This is a genomic window from Vibrio sp. EA2 (assembly GCF_033042495.1).
Classification (GTDB): domain Bacteria; phylum Pseudomonadota; class Gammaproteobacteria; order Enterobacterales; family Vibrionaceae; genus Vibrio.
In genome coordinates, this window is the sequence record NZ_JAWLID010000005.1 from 54,121 (window position 1) to 72,583 (window position 18,463).

The 18,463-nt window shown below is 45.2% G+C and carries 15 protein-coding genes; 9 read left to right on the forward strand and 6 right to left on the reverse strand.

Features of this window, described 5'->3' with window-relative positions; translation table 11 throughout:
• The first annotated feature begins 91 nt into the window (after positions 1-91).
• The gene (locus tag RXX31_RS13055; protein ID WP_317589885.1) at positions 92-1,216 is read left to right on the forward strand and encodes a M14-type cytosolic carboxypeptidase; all 1,125 of its coding nucleotides are present in this window, start codon (positions 92-94) and stop codon (positions 1,214-1,216) included.
• Between the two features lie 445 nt (positions 1,217-1,661).
• Positions 1,662-2,627, forward strand: coding sequence for an OmpA family protein (locus RXX31_RS13060; RefSeq protein ID WP_317589886.1), 966 nt, complete (start codon positions 1,662-1,664; stop codon positions 2,625-2,627).
• A gap of 95 nt (positions 2,628-2,722) precedes the next feature.
• Here the strand turns inward: RXX31_RS13060 and RXX31_RS13065 are convergent, their stop codons facing one another.
• Positions 2,723-4,093: an L-serine ammonia-lyase gene (locus RXX31_RS13065; RefSeq protein WP_317589887.1), complete on the reverse strand. Its 1,371-nt coding sequence runs from the start codon at positions 4,091-4,093 to the stop codon at positions 2,723-2,725.
• A 152-nt stretch (positions 4,094-4,245) separates the two neighbouring features.
• Here RXX31_RS13065 and RXX31_RS13070 point away from each other — a divergent pair, with 152 nt between their 5' ends.
• Positions 4,246-5,094 (forward strand): YdcF family protein, encoded by an 849-nt coding sequence (locus RXX31_RS13070; RefSeq protein WP_317590114.1) that lies wholly within the window; start codon positions 4,246-4,248, stop codon positions 5,092-5,094.
• Here RXX31_RS13070 and RXX31_RS13075 read toward each other — a convergent pair.
• Together RXX31_RS13075 and RXX31_RS13080 are read right to left on the reverse strand one after the other, a co-directional pair.
• A complete protein-coding gene (locus tag RXX31_RS13075) occupies positions 5,069-5,740 on the reverse strand; it encodes a hypothetical protein (protein ID WP_317589889.1) in 672 nt (223 codons plus the stop codon). The two genes, RXX31_RS13070 and RXX31_RS13075, sit on opposite strands and share 26 nt — an antisense overlap.
• Before the next feature lie 353 nt (positions 5,741-6,093).
• On the reverse strand, positions 6,094-6,354 hold the full coding sequence (locus RXX31_RS13080) for a DUF333 domain-containing protein (RefSeq protein WP_317589891.1): 261 nt from the start codon (positions 6,352-6,354) through the stop codon (positions 6,094-6,096).
• A gap of 246 nt (positions 6,355-6,600) precedes the next feature.
• Here RXX31_RS13080 and RXX31_RS13085 point away from each other — a divergent pair, with 246 nt between their 5' ends.
• Positions 6,601-7,119, forward strand: a complete 519-nt coding sequence (locus tag RXX31_RS13085) for an NUDIX hydrolase (protein ID WP_317589892.1) — start codon at positions 6,601-6,603, stop codon at positions 7,117-7,119.
• Between the two features lie 619 nt (positions 7,120-7,738).
• Here RXX31_RS13085 and RXX31_RS13090 read toward each other — a convergent pair.
• Positions 7,739-10,426 carry a DUF2339 domain-containing protein gene (locus tag RXX31_RS13090; RefSeq protein ID WP_317589893.1) on the reverse strand — a complete coding sequence of 896 codons (2,688 nt, stop codon included), beginning with the start codon at positions 10,424-10,426 and terminating at the stop codon, positions 7,739-7,741.
• 366 nt (positions 10,427-10,792) lie between these two features.
• Between RXX31_RS13090 and RXX31_RS13095 the strand changes: the two genes are divergently transcribed.
• The 3 genes from RXX31_RS13095 to RXX31_RS13105 all read left to right on the forward strand — a co-directional run bounded on the left by RXX31_RS13095 (position 10,793) and on the right by RXX31_RS13105 (position 14,284).
• Positions 10,793-12,601 (forward strand): sodium:proton antiporter, encoded by a 1,809-nt coding sequence (locus RXX31_RS13095; protein WP_317589894.1) that lies wholly within the window; start codon positions 10,793-10,795, stop codon positions 12,599-12,601.
• A gap of 210 nt (positions 12,602-12,811) precedes the next feature.
• Entirely contained in the window at positions 12,812-13,831 is a 1,020-nt protein-coding gene (fni, locus tag RXX31_RS13100) for a type 2 isopentenyl-diphosphate Delta-isomerase (RefSeq protein ID WP_317589895.1), read from the forward strand.
• A gap of 189 nt (positions 13,832-14,020) precedes the next feature.
• Positions 14,021-14,284 (forward strand): DUF3012 domain-containing protein, encoded by a 264-nt coding sequence (locus RXX31_RS13105; protein ID WP_317589896.1) that lies wholly within the window; start codon positions 14,021-14,023, stop codon positions 14,282-14,284.
• A gap of 105 nt (positions 14,285-14,389) precedes the next feature.
• Here the strand turns inward: RXX31_RS13105 and RXX31_RS13110 are convergent, their stop codons facing one another.
• Together RXX31_RS13110 and RXX31_RS13115 are read right to left on the reverse strand one after the other, a co-directional pair.
• A complete protein-coding gene (locus tag RXX31_RS13110) occupies positions 14,390-14,740 on the reverse strand; it encodes a rhodanese-like domain-containing protein (protein WP_411197983.1) in 351 nt (116 codons plus the stop codon).
• A 303-nt stretch (positions 14,741-15,043) separates the two neighbouring features.
• Positions 15,044-15,988, reverse strand: a complete 945-nt coding sequence (locus RXX31_RS13115; RefSeq protein WP_317589897.1) for a helix-turn-helix domain-containing protein — start codon at positions 15,986-15,988, stop codon at positions 15,044-15,046.
• Positions 15,989-16,171: 183 nt separating this feature from the next.
• Here RXX31_RS13115 and RXX31_RS13120 point away from each other — a divergent pair, with 183 nt between their 5' ends.
• Positions 16,172-17,584 carry an ethanolamine ammonia-lyase subunit EutB gene (locus RXX31_RS13120; protein ID WP_317589898.1) on the forward strand — a complete coding sequence of 471 codons (1,413 nt, stop codon included), beginning with the start codon at positions 16,172-16,174 and terminating at the stop codon, positions 17,582-17,584.
• Positions 17,577-18,455: an ethanolamine ammonia-lyase subunit EutC gene (gene eutC, locus RXX31_RS13125; protein WP_317589899.1), complete on the forward strand. Its 879-nt coding sequence runs from the start codon at positions 17,577-17,579 to the stop codon at positions 18,453-18,455. Before RXX31_RS13120 ends, eutC begins: the two co-directional genes overlap by 8 nt.
• Positions 18,456-18,463 lie beyond the last annotated feature (8 nt).

Here is an 18,463-nt window from a genome sequence, read left to right on the forward strand (position 1 = left end):
TAGTTAACTTTGAAGTGAAAATAATAGGGGACACTTTAGCCTTGTGTTAGCCTCTGTCTTTCAAGCTCAGATTCAAAAGGTGAGTAATAGAATGAAAATATTCAGCAACTTCGATAGCGGTAGCATTCACGTAGTGAAAGCGGATGATAAAAACGACATCCAACTTAAAATCCCCAACGATAACATGTCGGAATTCTACCAATGGTTCCACTTCCGTTTAGAGACTGAGGCTGAACAGTCACACACTATTAAGCTGCTGGATTTGGCGAAATCTGCTTACCCAGAAGGATGGCAAGGCTACGATGTCGTGGCATCTTATGATCGTGAAGAGTGGTTCCGTGTACCAGCGGACTTTGATGGCGATACGCTCACATTTACGGTTATTCCAGAACGTGGCTCAATCTACTTTGCTTATTTCGCGCCTTACACTTACGACCGTCATCTTGATTTATTACACATGGCACAAAGCGCGCATCATTGTCAGCTGGAGACACTAGGTCACACTGTGGATGGCAATGATATGAGCCTGCTGACTTTTGGCGAGCCAGACGAGGGCAAAAAGAAAATTTGGATGATCGCACGTCAGCATCCAGGCGAAACGATGGCAGAGTGGTTCATGGAAGGCATGATTCAGCGTTTGCTGGATGACAACGATACAGTCGCGCGAGCTCTTCTTCAGAAAGCGGTACTTTACGTTGTACCAAACATGAACCCTGATGGCGGTATTCGTGGCCATCTGCGTACGAATGCGGTTGGTGTAAACCTAAACCGTGAGTGGCAAACTCCATCAATGGAAAAAAGCCCAGAAGTCTTTTTAGTCCGCCAGCGAATGCTGGAAACTGGTGTCGATATGTTCCTGGATATTCATGGAGACGAAGCACTGCCATACAACTTTGTCGCGGGTTCTGAAGGCATTCCATCTTATGATGAAAGTTTGGCGGCTCTGGAGCATTCGTTTAAGCAAGCGCTGCTCACCATCACGCCAGAGTTTCAAGATGAAGTGGGTTACGATAAAGACGAACCTGGTAAAGCAAACTTAACTGTTGGATCAAATTGGGTTGCAGAGCAATTTAAATGTTTGTCTTACACCATAGAGATGCCATTTAAAGACAACAATAACCACCCTGATCCGCTGTATGGTTGGTCACCTGAACGTAGTGTGCTATTTGGCCAAGATGTGTTGGCAGCAACGTTAGCGGTTGTGGACAATATTTAATTGGTTTAGTTCCCTAAAATCAATCGAACACATAAGCAGTTCATCCTAGATGAGCTGCTTTTTTGTTTGGAACTACTTGTCAATTGGTAAATATTTCCATTCGATCAATGCCTTATAAATAGAATCTTAATAATAAGAAATTTACAAATTAATGTGAATTTTGTCACACATTTAAAGAAAAGATATGATATTCTGCGCACTGAGTTGATTATGGCTATATCAATGCAGATGCATTATTTTTTCTCATGCAAGTGGTTAGAACACATGCGTGAATATGAATGATGACATGTTTTTTGGCATTGGTGATGAACACCACATTTACTTTATTCCGGTGTTATTTAGCTAGGTTGTCTCAAATAATAAAGAGAAAGTTGCTGCCTCATATTGATAACGCACTCCTTCGCGTTTGATGTGTGGCTCGGTATACAACAAATAGGAAAAAAGAATGAAAAAAATTGCTTTTGCAGTGGCTACTGTACTTGCTGGTGGTGTTATCTCTAACGTTGCGCTTGCAGACACTTACATCGGCGGTAAGCTAGGTTACAACGCTCTTAACGACGCGTGTTACCTGGATACCTCATGTGATGATGATAGCTTTGCAGCGTCAATGCATCTTGGCTACAGCTTCAATGACTACATTGATGCAGAGTACGGTGTTGATTACTTAGGTGATTTCAAAGCAAACTTCAACAAAGCAGGCAAAAACACCGTTGATGGCGAGCTTTGGGCATTGACTCTAGCGCCTAAATTCAACCTTCCGCTGACGGATTCTTGGAACCTGTTTGCGAAAGTAGGTGCTGCATACATGATGGCTGGTGACGAAAAAGACTTCGTTCCTACAGGCTCTCTAGGTGCTGAATACCAAATCAACTACAACTGGAGCCTACGTGCTGAATACCAACGTTACCAAGATATGTCTGACGACATCATTGATGACATGGATGCAGACTACTACGGTATTGGTTTTAACTACAAATTCGGTTCTGAGCCAGTGGTTCAGGAAGAAGTGGTAGAAACTCGTCCGGCAACAAACATTGTTGAGCACGTATACCCAGCACAAACGACAACAGTACAATTTGGTCTTGAAAGTGCAGAAGTGAAAGATACTTCAGTATTATCTGAGACAATTAATGTAATGAACACTTACCCACAAGCTCAAGTAGAGATTACGGGTTACAGTGATACAACAGGTACTGCTGAGTACAACCAACAGCTTACAGAAAAACGTGCTCAAGCGGTTGCTAACGAGTTCCAAGCTCAGGGCATTACTGCAGAACGTATGACTGTGAAAGGCATGGGTGAAGCAAACCCAGTTGCTAGCAACGATACACGTCCTGGCCGTGAAATGAACCGTCGTGTAGAAGTCGTTGTTCCAGAATTCAAATACGAAACGACTGAACAAGCAGAATAATTTGCTGTTTTAGCCAACGTATCTTTAAAGCCAGCGTAAACGCTGGCTTTTTTGATCCTACATTTACTTAAGTGGATAAAATGATCACCCTATGGTTATTCACATGGCGGGGCCATATGGATCACTGCTAAACCACCCAAAGAGGTTTCGCGATATTTCTTGTTCATGTCCTTGCCTGTTTGGTACATGGTTTCGATCACTTTATCTAATGAGATGAGACATTTGCTTGTTCTCTTTAATGCCATGCGAGAAGCATTAATCGCTTTCATTGCACCCATTGCATTTCGTTCAATACAAGGTACCTGAACCAGCCCACCAATAGGGTCGCACGTCATGCCGAGAGAGTGTTCCATTGCTATCTCCGCTGCAATACAAATTTGCTCATTACTACCACCACGTAAAGCGGTTAAGCCTGCGGCAGCCATAGACGAAGAGACACCAACTTCACCCTGACAGCCTACTTCAGCTCCGGAAATAGAAGCATTGGTCTTGTACAAGATGCCAATTGCGCCTGCGACGGCGAGGAAGTCTTTAAGCTGTTTGATATCGATCTCTTTAATAAAGCGGTGATAATACATTAGCACTGCAGGAATAACGCCGGCTGCACCGTTAGTTGGAGAGGTCACAACTTGCCCACCCGCTGCATTCTCTTCACTCACGGCGAAAGCAAATAAGTTAATCCAGTCCATGATCTCCATTGGATCATTTTCAACTGCCGCATTTGCTTCCAGTTTCTTCAGAAGGTTCGGAGCTCGACGAGTAACATTGAGTCCGCCTTCCAGAATACCTTCTGTATCAAACCCACGTTGCATGCAAAGGGACATCACTTTCCAGATCTGTTCAGCCCTTTGATTGATCTCTTCTTCGTCACGAAACGCCAATTCATTTTGTAGAATCATGCCACCTAAGCTAAAGCCATTTGTTTCCGCTTTCTCAAGCATTTCATCGGCTGATGTAAATGGGAACGGGACTTCAACCTCAGTTTGCTGCGTACCATTCTCCAGCTCGTCTGCGGTAGCAATAAAGCCACCACCAATAGAGTAATAAATCTCAAACGCGAGTTGTTCACCAGATTCATCTAATGCCGTGATTGTCATGCCGTTTTCATGCAAAGGGAGGTTTTCGCTATGAAATACGATGTCATGATCGTAGCTAAAGGTAATTTCGTGAGTTCCAGCTAACAATAAAGTATTGGTTTCAATGGTATGTTGGAGTGCACTTTTTGCACTGGTCATTTTGATGTTATCGGGTTTATTACCCATTAAGCCCAGAACGGTAGCTCTGTCGGTATGGTGACCTCTGCCGGTTAGTGATAACGAACCATACAAGTCTACTTGCACCCTATGCACTTTCGCCATAGAGTCTTGAAGTAACTGAGTAAAGTTGAACCCGGCGAGCATGGGACCGTTAGTGTGGGAACTTGAAGGTCCGACACCAACTTTAAAAATATCGAAAATCGACAGCATTATTGACTTCCTTTAGCAGTGGACCTTTTATAGGTCTCTAGAGTATGACTGTTACGCGGATGTTAATCCCTAGGAGGCAGTTGGCAAAGAAGATTTTTATATTATTGCCAACTCAGGCGCTAAGCAGCCGAGAAATTAATAGAGATCGTAGTATGAAATTAGACAATGTGGTTATTGTTCTTGGTAAGCGGCTCGTCAAGAACAAGCTAAGCCCGGAAGGAATTTCAAGAGTGCAAGCGCTCGTCAGTTCCCTTGGCTCATTGTCCATAGAAAACACGGCAATCTTATTTTGTGGCGGCAAAACTCATGGGCAAAATATCGCAGAGGCGGATGCGATGTTTCGTTATTTCCAGATACTTAATAAAGGTCTTTCACGGCCATTTCCGGAAAGTCAGATTCTAATTGAAAATCGTTCTTTAAATACCTTTCAGAACATGAAGAATGCGGCGGAAGAATTGTGTCATAGCGGCCTATTTCAGGCTGCTGGGTATTATCAATCCCCGATTAAAGTGACCCTTGTTTCTAACGATTATCATTTGGAACGAATTATAGAAATTCAAACCTTAATGGATGAACAGGGCTTATTGAGGGTGTTAAAAACACGATGTGCTTTAATGGGACTAGAGCTTAGTATTGCTTTAGATATCGATAGGCACATTAGCGTGCCATACCCCCATCATGGGACATCGGCTGAAGCATTCTTACTGCTTGATGAGCTGACAACCTACCGAGTTTATTTAGAAGGCGCGATTCGCGGAGTGTTTAGCCATGACTTAGCTGTTGTAAGAGCGAAGCCGTTGCATATTGCTCAAACTGCGATAGAAAAACTAGAGGTGCTCCCTTTGGATCATGGATTCATGCAGAACATTGAGGAAATAAAAAAGGCCGTCGTAATGACAGCCTTTGATGATAATTTAAATGTGGTTCAGCAAGCTTTAGATATCATATACCCGCTCTTAACGGTGATGAACCGAACTATCGATCCTGAGTCTGCGCTTTAATTTCACGACGGGTGCGGAATGCGCTCAGGGCAATTAAGCTGTAACACAGTAGCTCAATCCCTTCTTCAGAGATATTTTTCACGTCGCGAATGTAGCTTTCATCCATCACATGGCGCCAAAAACTGCCCATTCCGTAAAGACGTGAAAATACAAGCAATAGCACAACTGAGCCAATTAATAGCTTCATGTGTGGGTTTTGTAGGATTCTCGCCATCTCATTCACGCTGCCTTTGCCGCCTTGATAGGCTTTCGCACAGGCTATAGCAGTAACGGTGAGCGCAGGGAATACCCAAGAACCGCGATGAATCATATCCATCCAGTAATCCATTTCACGAATCATTAGAACGGCAAAAAAGCCAGAAATCAGGATTGCAGCGTGTTTAAGCTCAGGAGCGTGTTTCGATAAACTGAAAAATGACCATGATGCGATTGCCAGCATGACTAACTGAAGTGATTCCGTAACCGATAACTCACCCAGACTTGAATCTAATACAACGTAATCGAGGCGAATACTTAGATTAACAACAATGCTGATTGCAACCATCATCAATGCACTCAAGCATGCGCGATAAATGGTGCGCTTTGATTCATCAGTGATGACGCTGGTTTGTACTGCTTCGGTCTCTTTAACTATTTGTGCTTTCATTTTGACCACCCACTCCAGAAATGTGGAAAAACCGTGAATTTATGTGACGTTTGTCCCGAATTTTATTGTCCGGTTGGAAAGTTATGTCATGAAATTGTCAGAAATGTCAGAGGGTCCGTACAAAGTGGACAAAATAGAGTCATTCCAGGAGCCTTAGCGAGACTAGGAATCTAGTATCAGCGCTATGAAAATATAGAGAAGTACCTTTGATAACAAAGTACTGGGATAGAAGATCCTGAATCACGCTCCTTCGTCGCGGTTCAGGATGACGGTTAACTGGAGGAGTCTGCTTACTGTTAACTGAGCAGCATTTGGCTTATGACTCCTCATTGAAGAATTTCGTTCGCTGAAGGTCAGTAGTCCTCACCTTCCTGATGGTTTTCCCGGTAATAATCCCATTGCTCGACGCGTTCATCATCTGAAAAGACACAATAGGTTACACGTTCACCGTTCTCTGTAACGGTGTCCAGTTCTCCACCTTGTTGAACACAATATACAGACGCCGGATTTGCTACGGAGGTGTATTCAGTCGAGCGAGTTGCGTTATCGTATGTCGAACAACCAGTGAGCCCTGCTGCTACAACCATAGTTATCATTAAACTTGTCTTATTCATTATTGCTCTCCGCATGGGATGTACGAGTATTGTATTGATTATAGGCAACTTTCGCAGATTATTATCCTGACGGTGTAAAAAGTATGAAGGCGCTACAAGTTCGAACATCAAAATGGCTTCACCATCTACTTAGTCAGATTGGTATGAGCATCAAATTCGTGGCGGATACTCACTTGGAATTGTCGCTTGGGAAAGTGAGTCAATTTAGGTAGTATGCGCGCAAAAGCATTCACAACGGAACCTTCAATGAGACACTTAAAATCAACGATTCATCCAGATATTGGTCATCTCGACGATAAAATCATTTTTAAGCGTAATGCGGCACGGGCCATCGTGCTTGATGGTGAGAATGTATTACTACTCTACACGGAGCGTTACCATGATTACACGCTACCTGGCGGTGGTATTGATGAGGGTGAGGATATCATTGCTGGATTGGTTCGAGAGTTAGAGGAAGAAACTGGGGCAAATAACATACACAGCATTAAGCCGTTTGGTCTTTTTGAGGAGTTTCGACCTTGGCACAAAGATGATGCCGATGTGATGCATATGATCTCCTACTGCTACACCTGCAAAATTGACCGAGAGCTAGGCGAGACCGCTTATGAAGATTACGAGGTCAAGAATGGTATGCGCCCAGTGTGGAAGAACGTCCATGAAGCGATCGCACATAACGAGCAAACGATGGCAGAAAGCCCGAAAAAAGGCATGAGCATTGAGAGGGAGACCTTTTTATTGCAACTTATCGCCAAAGAGCTGCTTTAATTATCCATACGATTGCGCAGCGCAATGTCGGTGCGACTCTATAACGTTAGCCCAATAAAAAAGTCCGAGCTCCCCCCGGAACTCGGACCTATTCCAGACGCGCAAGCGAAGCGTCATTTCGGTATTCGAATTTGTTTTTACGTTAATAGAACAATAGCCGTTTTATATTGGGTGTGTAAATGGTTATTTGGTCTAACGTTTGTTTTTAATCACTGATGAGAACTGTATCCATACGATTACATTTGTAACCTGGAGAACTATCAGTAAACCACTGCTCTTTCTTATCTTTGAGATACAATACCTTAACTTTGGTAAACACGCCTGCATCGAGATCACGAGTTATTAATTTAGGATACGAGATTTTTATGTTTTTAACTTTATCCTGACATTTATCTCGCAAGTGATCTCTGTATTTCAGTTTAATTAATCCAACGAGTCTATAGGCGTGAATGAGTGGCAAAAGGTGTTGGTACGATTCAAAAGCCGATGCAAGACGTTTGGTGCTTCAAGTTAATATCAAGATCCGTGAGCGTACGGTAGCTGTTGGGGATCAGTAAGACTTGACCAGAAAAAGAGATCACAGACGGCTTGTTGGGCTCGTCTGGAATCTCGGATTTAGTTAAGACTCGGAAGGGTGGGAGACGGAACGGTGAAATTTCTGGAACAACCACCCAAGCGCAATTAAAGATGCGCCCAAGCCCAGGAAGCTAATAGCACGCCAGAAGCCATCCAGAGAACGAACATCCCACAGGAACACTTTTAACGCAACGCAAGCCAGGATGATGAGACCAATACGTTGCATGTTCATTGATTTTCGAATCACACCAGCCCATGTTAGTAATCCTCCAACAAGCAATCCTGCGACCGAATAACTGAATAACTCAGCCATGCTGGTCGATTGATATAAAGTCATAGAATTTGTTTGCCAGAACTGTCGGATAGACATACCCAGCCAGATAGCTGCAAGTGTAAACCCGATTCCTGAGATAACATGACGGTGAATTCGTAATGTGTTCCACTTCCTAAATACCGCAGCAGTTAGAATACATGCTGGTAGCAGCCAGCCTAAACTCAACATATTGAAAAGAGGAATGGCTTGAGCGGATACGTTATCAACGTTTAATGGCGATTCAATCGTATTGAGTAATAAAGTCATTAAAGCAAATATGCTCCAAAGCAAGTAACTGTATGCTTGGTAGACGTAAGTGAGTTGCTGTGCGAACTGGCTGCGGTAACTGTATACGAAGCCCATGACTAAAGCCTGATTCGCGAAGACAATGGCACTGGTAAAGTCAATGTGGCCAAGGTAGCCATATTGTCCCGTTAACCAGTAGTTTGTTTGGGTGAAAAGCGCCATCAAAAAGACGTGCAGAAATGCACCTTCAAACCAATTGGCGAGATCAACATCTGCTCTGGTTAGCACGGATCGAGCATACGCAAGAATAACGAGTGCAGGCAGATAACTGAGTAGTACCCACGCCCAGTGCCCTGTTTCAACTGGCTGCCACTGAGGAATAAATGGCAGAAGCGTCAGGCGAACAACCAAAGCACCCATCATTATTTTGACTGCCCAACTGGCAGGGCGAAAATAACCTGCCTGTATTTGTAATGCCATCACAGCTACTTGTGCCGAAATCGCAGTAGTTAGCCACGTATCGCTAAGCCAAACAAAGGAACAGCCAGCAACGATAGCATGTACGACTGCGGAACATTCGTAGGCGAGTCGTGTTAAACGCATGCCCAAATAAACGTAGCAGACTGCAACTAAAGCCGTAAAGAACGTCCAATACCAGGCATAGCTGTACATAAACTCGTGTGCATAAAACAGAACGATTAGCGTCATTGAAGGTGCAAGGGCGAGTAACAAGACACTGGTTATGGAAGAGCAATCATTGAGCCCTTGTATATAGTTCCTTAGCGCAATAAACATGATACTCAATGCTAATGCAAGCAGAATACTGCCCTCACTCTGTGACATGTAGAGCGTGTCAAATGCGACCGAAACAACCAAGATAGCGGTTGCTGCTACCAGAACTGAAGGCAGAAAAACTCGCGTTGACCAACCCTTACGTAACGCGGGTAGCCAGATAGTTGCAACAAGTAAAATATAGCAATACGCCATTTGAAAGACGTTAAGTTCGGGCATTCTTGTGATTGCAGAAAAGGTCAGCAATACGATTGCAAGAGACGTGATGACTGGAGGGTTTGTCCATTTATTCTGGCAATGGCGATAACGAGGGTTGAGTGTCCACCCTAATCTTGGCAAGGCATAAACCAGATACAACGTGAGCGACAAGTAAATATAAGACCAGGAGAATAAACTCTCTGTCGGAATACTTTCTATCAGAATGAGCATCCAAAGCGCATGCGGTATGGTACTACTCGGTGAGATCCAAGCCCTGCGTACCTTCTGCATAAGCAAAGTGGCCGCAATGGATATTGCGCTGATGTAACCCGCCAACAGGAAATAATCAGGTTCAGCGCCGCTTATCCATAAGGGCGCAGTGTAGCCGCCGATTAATCCCAACACGGCCATTAATGGCCCCTGCCTTAATGACAAAGCAAGGCTGGAAAATGCGGCGACAGCTAAGATCAGCAATGAGATGCTTGGTGTCAGCATCTGGTAGACAACAAACGCAAAAATAACCGTACAGTAAACGCCGGTCAGGCCAGTTCCAGTAATGGCGGCTGGAACATAAGTGAACCCTTGGGCTCGTTGTGCTCGTTCTGGATCGCGCTGTTCTTTTCGGTGAAACCTCTCGCCCGCAGCGATCATGGCAAAAGATAAGGTGAATGCAAAAGCGATACGTACGAAGGGTGAAAACTCAATATGGCTGCCAATCACTTGCACCAAGTAGCCGCCACCAATAAGCATCGCCAACGCTCCCACCCAGACTAGCCAGTTTTCTTGGAGGCTGGAGAGTAATTTTTCGGTTTTGTTTTCCCAATGACTGTTGTCGTTCTCGGCGAAGCTCGCAATCTGAATATCTTTCTGAGCAGTCTGCTGCGCGAATAGCGGCACGGTTGGTGACTCTAGAGCATCATCAGGCTCTGCTTTAGGTTGCGAAGGTACTGCGTCGTGAACATTCGTTTGGCTTGAAGTCGCAGTAGTGGGTTCAGAAGCAGGAGCGGAAGACGATTCACTTGTTTCTGGTTGGCTTTGTTGATCTAACCATCGTGAGCGGAAATCCGACAGCTCTTTGCGGAGCTGCGTTATCTCGTCTTCCAGATTTGAAATTCGTTTTACTGCTTTCAATGTAATTAGTAAGGCGAAAAACGCCATAATCACCGCGAATAAAGTCAACAAGTGCTTTTCTCCCTATCCTGGTCTTTTCAACGGCCTCATGAGGATTCTTAACTTTGAGCACCCAAGTTAAAGCTTAGTTCACGGTCTATACCTGTGAGCGTTGGGATGCTAGGTTCCGCCTAAAATTTTTAGAAACGCTGAAAGAACATTCTACATGTCGAATGCGAGCCGGTAAGTCTCCTTAACGGAAAATACAGTAAATTCTTAGGCTTGCGCGATGATTTGGGGCTTATGTTTCTCTTTTTGGTTATTTTTCGTGTGTTTAACGGTGGAGTAAACGTGAACTCAACTATATTAGTAATTTCAAGCAATAAGATTGTCTCTTGCGTGTTTACGCTAAAACAACGATAAGAATAGGTGCCATAGATGCAAGTTGGTAATGAAGCGCTGGTGCTATCAGCGGTTGGGGTGATTGGTTTAGGGTGTCAGTGGTTAGCTTGGCGACTTCGTTTGCCTGCGATCCTGTTTTTGCTTTTGGCTGGCCTTGTTGTCGGGCCGTTGATGCAGTGGCTGAAGCCCGATGAGATATTAGGAAACTTACTCTTTCCGCTGGTCTCGTTGGCTGTGGCCGTTATTCTGTTTGAAGGAAGCCTAACGCTAAACTTTAAAGAGATTCGCGGAGTGAGTGGCTCGGTATGGAGTATCGTCTCTTTTGGCGCGATTATCTCTTGGGCCGTGACCAGTGTGGCGACACATTATTTCTTGGGTTTTTCATGGGAGCTGGCAATGTTGTTTGGCAGCTTGACCGTCGTAACGGGGCCTACCGTGATTGTGCCGCTGCTAAGAACTGTTAGACCAAACAGCACTCTGGCTAATATTCTGCGTTGGGAAGGGATTCTGATTGATCCGCTTGGTGCGCTATTTGTGGTCATGGTTTACGAATTTATCGTGTCACACAGCGCGGTCAATAGCGTCGAAGTCTTTGCCAAGATCATCGCCGTTGGTGTCATTCTTGGCGTTGCATCTGGCGCGGCGGTGTCAGCAGCGTTGCGTCGGGCATGGTTACCAGAATATTTACAGCCGTTTGCCGTGTTGATGGTGGTACTTGGTGTCTTCTCGGTTTCCAATCATTTAGAATCTGAAGCAGGGCTGCTTACTGTCACCGTTATGGGGATGTGGCTCGCCAATGCAAAAGAGATCAACATTCAGCAGATATTGCACTTCAAAGAGCACTTGACCATTTTGCTTATTACCGGCTTGTTTATCTTTTTAGCCGCTCGCATAAGCTTGGATGATTTTACTGCTCTGGGATCTGGCGCTTTGATGCTATTTGTCTTTATGCAGTTGGTTTCGCGTCCGTTATCAATATTCCTCGCTACGATGCGCAGTAATTTAGGTATCAAGGAAAAACTGTTTCTGTCTTGGGTTGCACCGCGCGGTATTGTTGCAGCCTCTATTTCGTCTCTTTTTGCTATTAAGCTAATCGAATACGGCGTCAGTGGTGCTAGCCTGCTTGTACCAATGACCTTCATGGTAATTATTGGAACCGTTGTGCTACAAAGTGCGACGGCTCGCCCAGTCGCGGTTGCCTTGGGGGTCGCAGAGCCTGCGCCGAGAGGTTTCTTATTGATTGGTGCGAACCGAGTTGCCAGAGAAATAGGTCAGGCATTAGCACGTTATGACAGGCGTGTTCTCATGACAGACTCAAACTGGGAATACATCAGTCAAGTTCGCATGCTCGGTCTGGATTATTACTATGGAAACCCGATATCCAGCCACGCAGACGATAATCTCAACTTAATTGGTATTGGCCAGGTTGTCGCCCTGACGCCGGATCAACATTTCAATATTATGGCTTGCATGCAGTTTGTCGATGAGTTCGGCGAAGATAAAGTGCATTGCCTGCAAAAAACCAAAACAAACGGTAATGGCAGTGAAAAGCACACTGTCGCACAGGAATATCATGGCAGGCTGCTGATGGGCGGGAATGTCAGTTACAGCCAATTGGCGAGTTTATTGAGCCGTGGGGCGGAAATAAAACATACTAAGCTAAGTGACAGTTTCACCTATCAGGATTATTTGGCGCATCACAATAGCAATTTGCTCATTCCACTGTTTCATGTGGGAGAAAAGGGTAAAATTCACTTCTGTGATGATCCCGAACAGTTTGCTCCAAATACGACCAGCACGGTGGTGTCTTTGATTATGCCTGAAAGCAATCAACAGCCGTTATAGAATCTATTGGGTTGGCATCTTGCTGGTTTTTTATCCAAGCTTATAAAAGCTGCTGGCCTCACATGCGCTAAACTTGTGAGGTAAAAAGCAAAGTAAATCAATGGCCTTGGCAGGTTTAAAGGAAGTGCAGCGGATATTTCAGAAATTTCGCATTGACGTTGCTGACAAGGATCGCAATACTGCGCGACTGTTTTACTTTAGGGTGACATTATGGCTCCGCAAACTAATCGAAAAGATTTACACCTAGACGCTGTTTTACATCATGAGATGAACATGAAGCATAAAACGGCGGGTTTCGAGTCTGTCGAATTTGAGCACTGTGCGCTGCCAGAATGTGACTTTAACGCCATCGACCTGTCTACCGAGTTCTTGGGTCGAAGGCTGGCTCTGCCATTTTTAATCAGTTCGATGACAGGTGGAGCCAAAGACGCGGAAGCAATCAATTGCCGTTTGGCTGAAGCGGCAAGTGAATTAGGTATTGCGATGGGGGTAGGCTCTCAACGCATTAGCCTTGAACGGAGCTTGAACTCAGGTTTAGGCCGAACGATTCGGGATCTGGCTAAAGGTGTGCCGTTGTATTCCAATTTAGGTGCGGCTCAACTGCGTGATAAAGAAAATTTGGACAATGCTCAACGAGCCGTAGACGCCATTCAAGCCGATGCTCTCATCGTCCATGTGAACCCGATGCAAGAAGCTTTTCAGGCAAATGGCGACCACAACTGGATTGGTGTGATTCATGCGATTGAAAAACTGCAATCACGAGTGGATGTTCCGATCATCGTCAAGGAAGTCGGGTTTGGTATTAGCGGCTCTATGGCTGAAAAGCTAGTAGATGCAGGTGTTAAAGCCATTGACGTGGCGGGAGCTGGCGGCACCAGTTGGAGTGCAGTCGAAGGCTTTTGCCAGGAGAATGCCCGTATGAAGCGTGCAGCGGAGCTGTTTCGTGACTGGGGTATACCAACGGCTACCTGTCTTGAACAAATTCGTGCTCAATACTCTGCGTTACCTTTAATCGCATCTGGCGGTGTGCACAACGGGCTAGAAGCTGCCAAAGCGATCCACTTGGGCGCAAACTTGGTTGGCCAGGCGGGTGCTGTGCTGAAAGCCGCGACAATAAGTACTCAAAACGTTGTCGAACATTTCGAACAAATGGCACTGGAATTGCGTTTGGCGTGTTTCGGTACCGGAGCGGCTAATCTATTTTCTTTGCCTACAGCGAAGCGTTTATAGCTGCACGACGATGTGTGCGCTAGCCCAATGATTTTAGATAAATTGTCGATGTCTTAACATGTAGACTGATAATTTAGTTATAGTTTATACAAAAGTCGCTTCAAGATGTTGTGTTCGACAGTCATGTTTGATTGCCTCATCTGGGCGTTACTTGTCTAGAACATTCTTTGACACTGGAACCTAAATCTTATGAAAAAATTGGTAATGTTACTGTTGGCGTCTGCGGCTTTAACTGCTTGTAGCGACGAAGTTGGCACCGAGAGTTGGTGTAATGACATGCGAGACAAACCAAAAACTGAGTGGACAACAGAAAGTGCCATGGATTTTGCTAAGCATTGCGTCCTTCAAGATGGCGTGGGTAGTGAACAGTGGTGTAAGGATCTGAAAGAGAAGCCAAAAGGCGACTGGACAGCGAACGAAGCGTCTAGCTACACACAACACTGTATTTTCTAGTTGAGCCAAGAGCGCTCAATGTTTATATCTAAAAGCCAAGCTTACAGCTTGGCTTTCTTGTTTCAGAGTTCAGTAAGGTAGACTCAGTTTTTCAGAGTGCTATTACTACCGCACGTTTTGAAGTTCCTCGAGTCCACCAGCATTGTGCAGATTCGTGAACCCTTGGGACTGTAAATATTGATACGCTTTTCCTGAACGATTGCCGCTACGGCAATAAAGCACAATCTTTTTATCTTTTTCGATACCTTTAAAGTGTTTGTCTAGTTCTGAAAGCGGAAAGTTAACCGCATTGTCTAAGTGACCTTGTGCGAACTCTTGAGGGGTACGCACATCCACGATCATTGCCCCTTGCTCTATCCGTTGCCAACCTTGCTCTGCGCGTTGAGAGGCTATTGCTGTTGGAGTGAGCATGCTGGTCGCGATTATCGCGATGAAGAGAGATACTGTCTTATTCATTACCTTTCGATCCTTTGAGTTTTCACTGGTCGCGTTGCCATCTACCGGATTCCTTCCTATTTCTCGCGTTAAGCTACGAGTAAGTTCCGTTTGTGTAAAGAATCCACCTAAATTTTATGTCTCTGCGTCTCGATATTATAGTGAATGTGTGGCAATGCCACTTTAGGGACGTAAATTAGTAAATACGTTGACTCGACACCGGATTAGGAAATGGAAAACCTGAATATTTGAGCCTTACAAGCGTGTATAGTTCGAAAGCACTTGAGATGAAGTAGTTACTTACTTCTGAAAAATCTCATTTCATCAGAGGCATTGCCTTGTTTCCGAGGGCGTTTCACCAAACAGTTGCTTGTAACTTTGGCCGAACTGTCCGAGATGGAAAAAGCCAAAGTCAAAGGCTATCTCTGCGATGTTTCGAGTTTCTAGAGGGTTTTGCAGTATACGGCGTATCTGATTCAGTCGCATTCGATGAATAAATTGTTTTGGAGAAGTATCGCAGCACGCTTCAAATGTATATTGCAACGTTCGACGGCTCACATGTACAGCCTCACACAGTTCACTTACGGTAATTGGGGTTCTGTAATCCTGATTTTGCAAATATTGTCGAATGCGGTTCATCACAACTTGTCGCTGAGAGGATGCTTTTGGCGCGGCTTCTTGCTGCGAACTTAACGAAAATAGTTCCATCAGGACATCTTTAACGACCGTTTGATGCGTTTCGCACGACCATCGAGCCTGGTTGGGATCAAGTAATATGCCCAAGTAATATTTGAGTTGTTGAATGTGACGCTCGCTTAAGCCAGACAAGTAGAGCTCTTGCCCTTTAACATCGTCAAGCTCGAGTTGCTCTTTAAGCTGCTGAACAAAATCTTGCTTTAGCACCATGCCATAAATCGAAAATGCTTCTGGCGTAATTAACTCGAAGTCTACTCCCCCTTGGCGAAGTAAAAGCTTATCAGCATCAAGTTGTGAATGATTGATATGCAACGCTTTATCTTCAACGCTTATCCCCAGCCAAACCCCACCTTCCTCGATACGGCATTGCTGTCTCAGTGCACGGTTACTGTCTTCACGAAATACATGCACAGTGTTGAATCGTCGCTCTCTGATTTGCCCTAGGAAGCGGCCATTGCTGATTTGGTCATATTCCTGCTGCCAATTGACAAGGCTTGCTGCTTGTTGGTTGGCATCTTTTGTGGGGTTGGTGCATAAATTTGGTGCAACATTAGGTGATCCATCCTTGATCATACTTTCTTCCAATGTCCATTCTGTGTGTCATTTTAGAGCAAATAGAAATTAACCAATTGTTTACCGGTTAATTTTTAGTATTGCCGATTTTTGATAACGCTCTGGAATACATTTGGCAATACTGTTCTAAACGCTTATTGATAGTTCACCAAAAAGAGAGCTAAGTAGCAAGGAGGATTAAATATGACGGTTAGTTATCGTCGGCAACAGGGAAGTAAGGTGTATACCTTTGAGTCATTGGCAGACTTGATGGCGAAAGCTACGCCGGAGCGATCTGGTGATGCGCTGGCCGGAGTATGTGCCGAGTCAGCCGCAGAGCGCGTCGTGGCGCAAATGACGTTATCCGAGCTGCCTCTAAAAACTTTTCTAAACGAAGTCGTGATCCCGTATGAAAGCGATGAAATCACGCGCTTAATTATTGATACGCATGACCGTGAAGCCTTTCAACCGATAGAGCACCTGACGGTAGGTGACTTTCGCAACTGGTTGTTGAGCGAGCAAGCGGACAGTGTCACATTAGCCAAGGTTCGTCCCGGTCTAACCCCTGAAATGGTGGCGGCGGTCAGCAAGATCATGCGTAATCAAGACCTGATTCTGGTCGCGAAAAAGTGTCAGGTCGTGACGGCTTTCCGTAATACGATTGGCTTACCAAGCCGCTTATCCACACGTTTGCAGCCTAACCATCCGACCGACTCTCTTAATGGCATAGCCGCGACGATCTTTGATGGTCTGATGTATGGCAACGGTGATGCAGTAATTGGCATCAACCCGGCAACTGACAACGTACCTCAGGCAGTGAAATTAATGAAGTTGATGGATGAGGTAATTCAGCACTATCAAATTCCTACCCAATCTTGTGTTCTGACCCATGTGACCAACACCATCGAGGCGATCGAGATGGGTGCACCTGTCGATCTGGTTTTTCAGTCTATCGGTGGCACACAAGGCACCAACGACACGTTTGGTATCAACTTAGCGGTATTAAAAGAAGCGCACGAAGCAGCGCTTTCACTAAACCGAGGCACGGTCGGCAACAACGTAATGTATTTCGAAACCGGACAGGGCACGGCTTTGTCAGCAAATGCTTTTCACGGTGTCGATCAGCAAACCTGTGAAACTCGTGCGTATGCGGTAGCAAGGCAGTTTGATCCTTTGTTGGTAAACACTGTGGTTGGTTTTATCGGGCCTGAATACTTGTTTGATGGCAAACAGATCATTCGTGCCGGTCTGGAAGATCACTTCTGTGGCAAGCTTCTTGGTCTGCCGATGGGCTGCGATATCTGCTACACCAACCATGCTTATGCTGATCAAAATGACATGGATAACCTGCTTACGCTGTTGGGCGTCGCCGAGTGTTCTTTCATCATGGGCATTCCAGGCTCTGATGACATCATGCTCAACTACCAAACCACTTCATTCCACGACGCGTTATACGCAAGGAAAGTGTTGGGGTTAAAGCCTGCACCTGAGTTTGAACAGTGGCTTACTGATATGCAAATTTTCGAAGACGTCAATGAGGTGCGCTTAAACGATCGCATTTCTAATTCGTTTGCCGGAGCAATTTCACAGCTGAATAAGGGGCGCTCTCATGGGTAAAGTGGTTTCTATCTCTGATGGCGTAACAGAAAAAGTGGTGACACGAAATCCTTGGGATAAGTTACGTGAGTTTACTTCTGCGCGCATCGCATTAGGTCGTAGTGGCAACAGTGTTCCAACGGATGAGTTGCTCTCTTTTCAGCTTGATCACGCGCAAGCGATGGACGCTGTGCATTGTACTCTGAATGTAGACTCTCTGGTCGCCCAGCTATCCGACTCGTACTCGATTCTTAAACAAACACTTGAGCCGCCAGTCGTGGTGACAAGCAAAGTCACCGACCGATTCATGTATTTGCAGCGACCAGATCTAGGCCGCCAGCTTGATGAAGCTTCTTGGAACAAGCTTGAAGCCATTGACAAGGAACACAATGCCGAGCTCGATTTAGCGATCGTTATCGCCGATGGGCTCTCTTCTGTTGCGATCCAGAACCATGCCGTACCTATTATCAGCCGTTTAGTCTCTCTATTGAGTGGCGACGAAGAACACCAATGGAATTTAGCGCCTATTGCTGTCGTGAAGCAGGGGCGAGTTGCGGTCGGTGATGATGTCGGCGAGTGTTTTAATGCCAAAGCCGTGTTGGTTCTTATCGGCGAAAGGCCGGGACTCACTTCTCCAGACAGTATGGGCATGTACCTCACTTGGGGCGCAAAGCGCGGCTCGAAGGATTCCGACCGAAACTGTATTTCTAACGTGCGACCTGAAGGGCTCAACTATGACGATGCCTGTCAGCGTGCATTCTATTTGCTTAAAGAGGCTCGAAGACTCCAACTCTCAGGCGTGAACTTAAAGGACCGTTCTGCCATTGACGAAGAGAGTGGTGGCGACCTCGAAGATAAGCACAACAACAATTTCTTAATTTCTAAAATGTAGAGGGATTT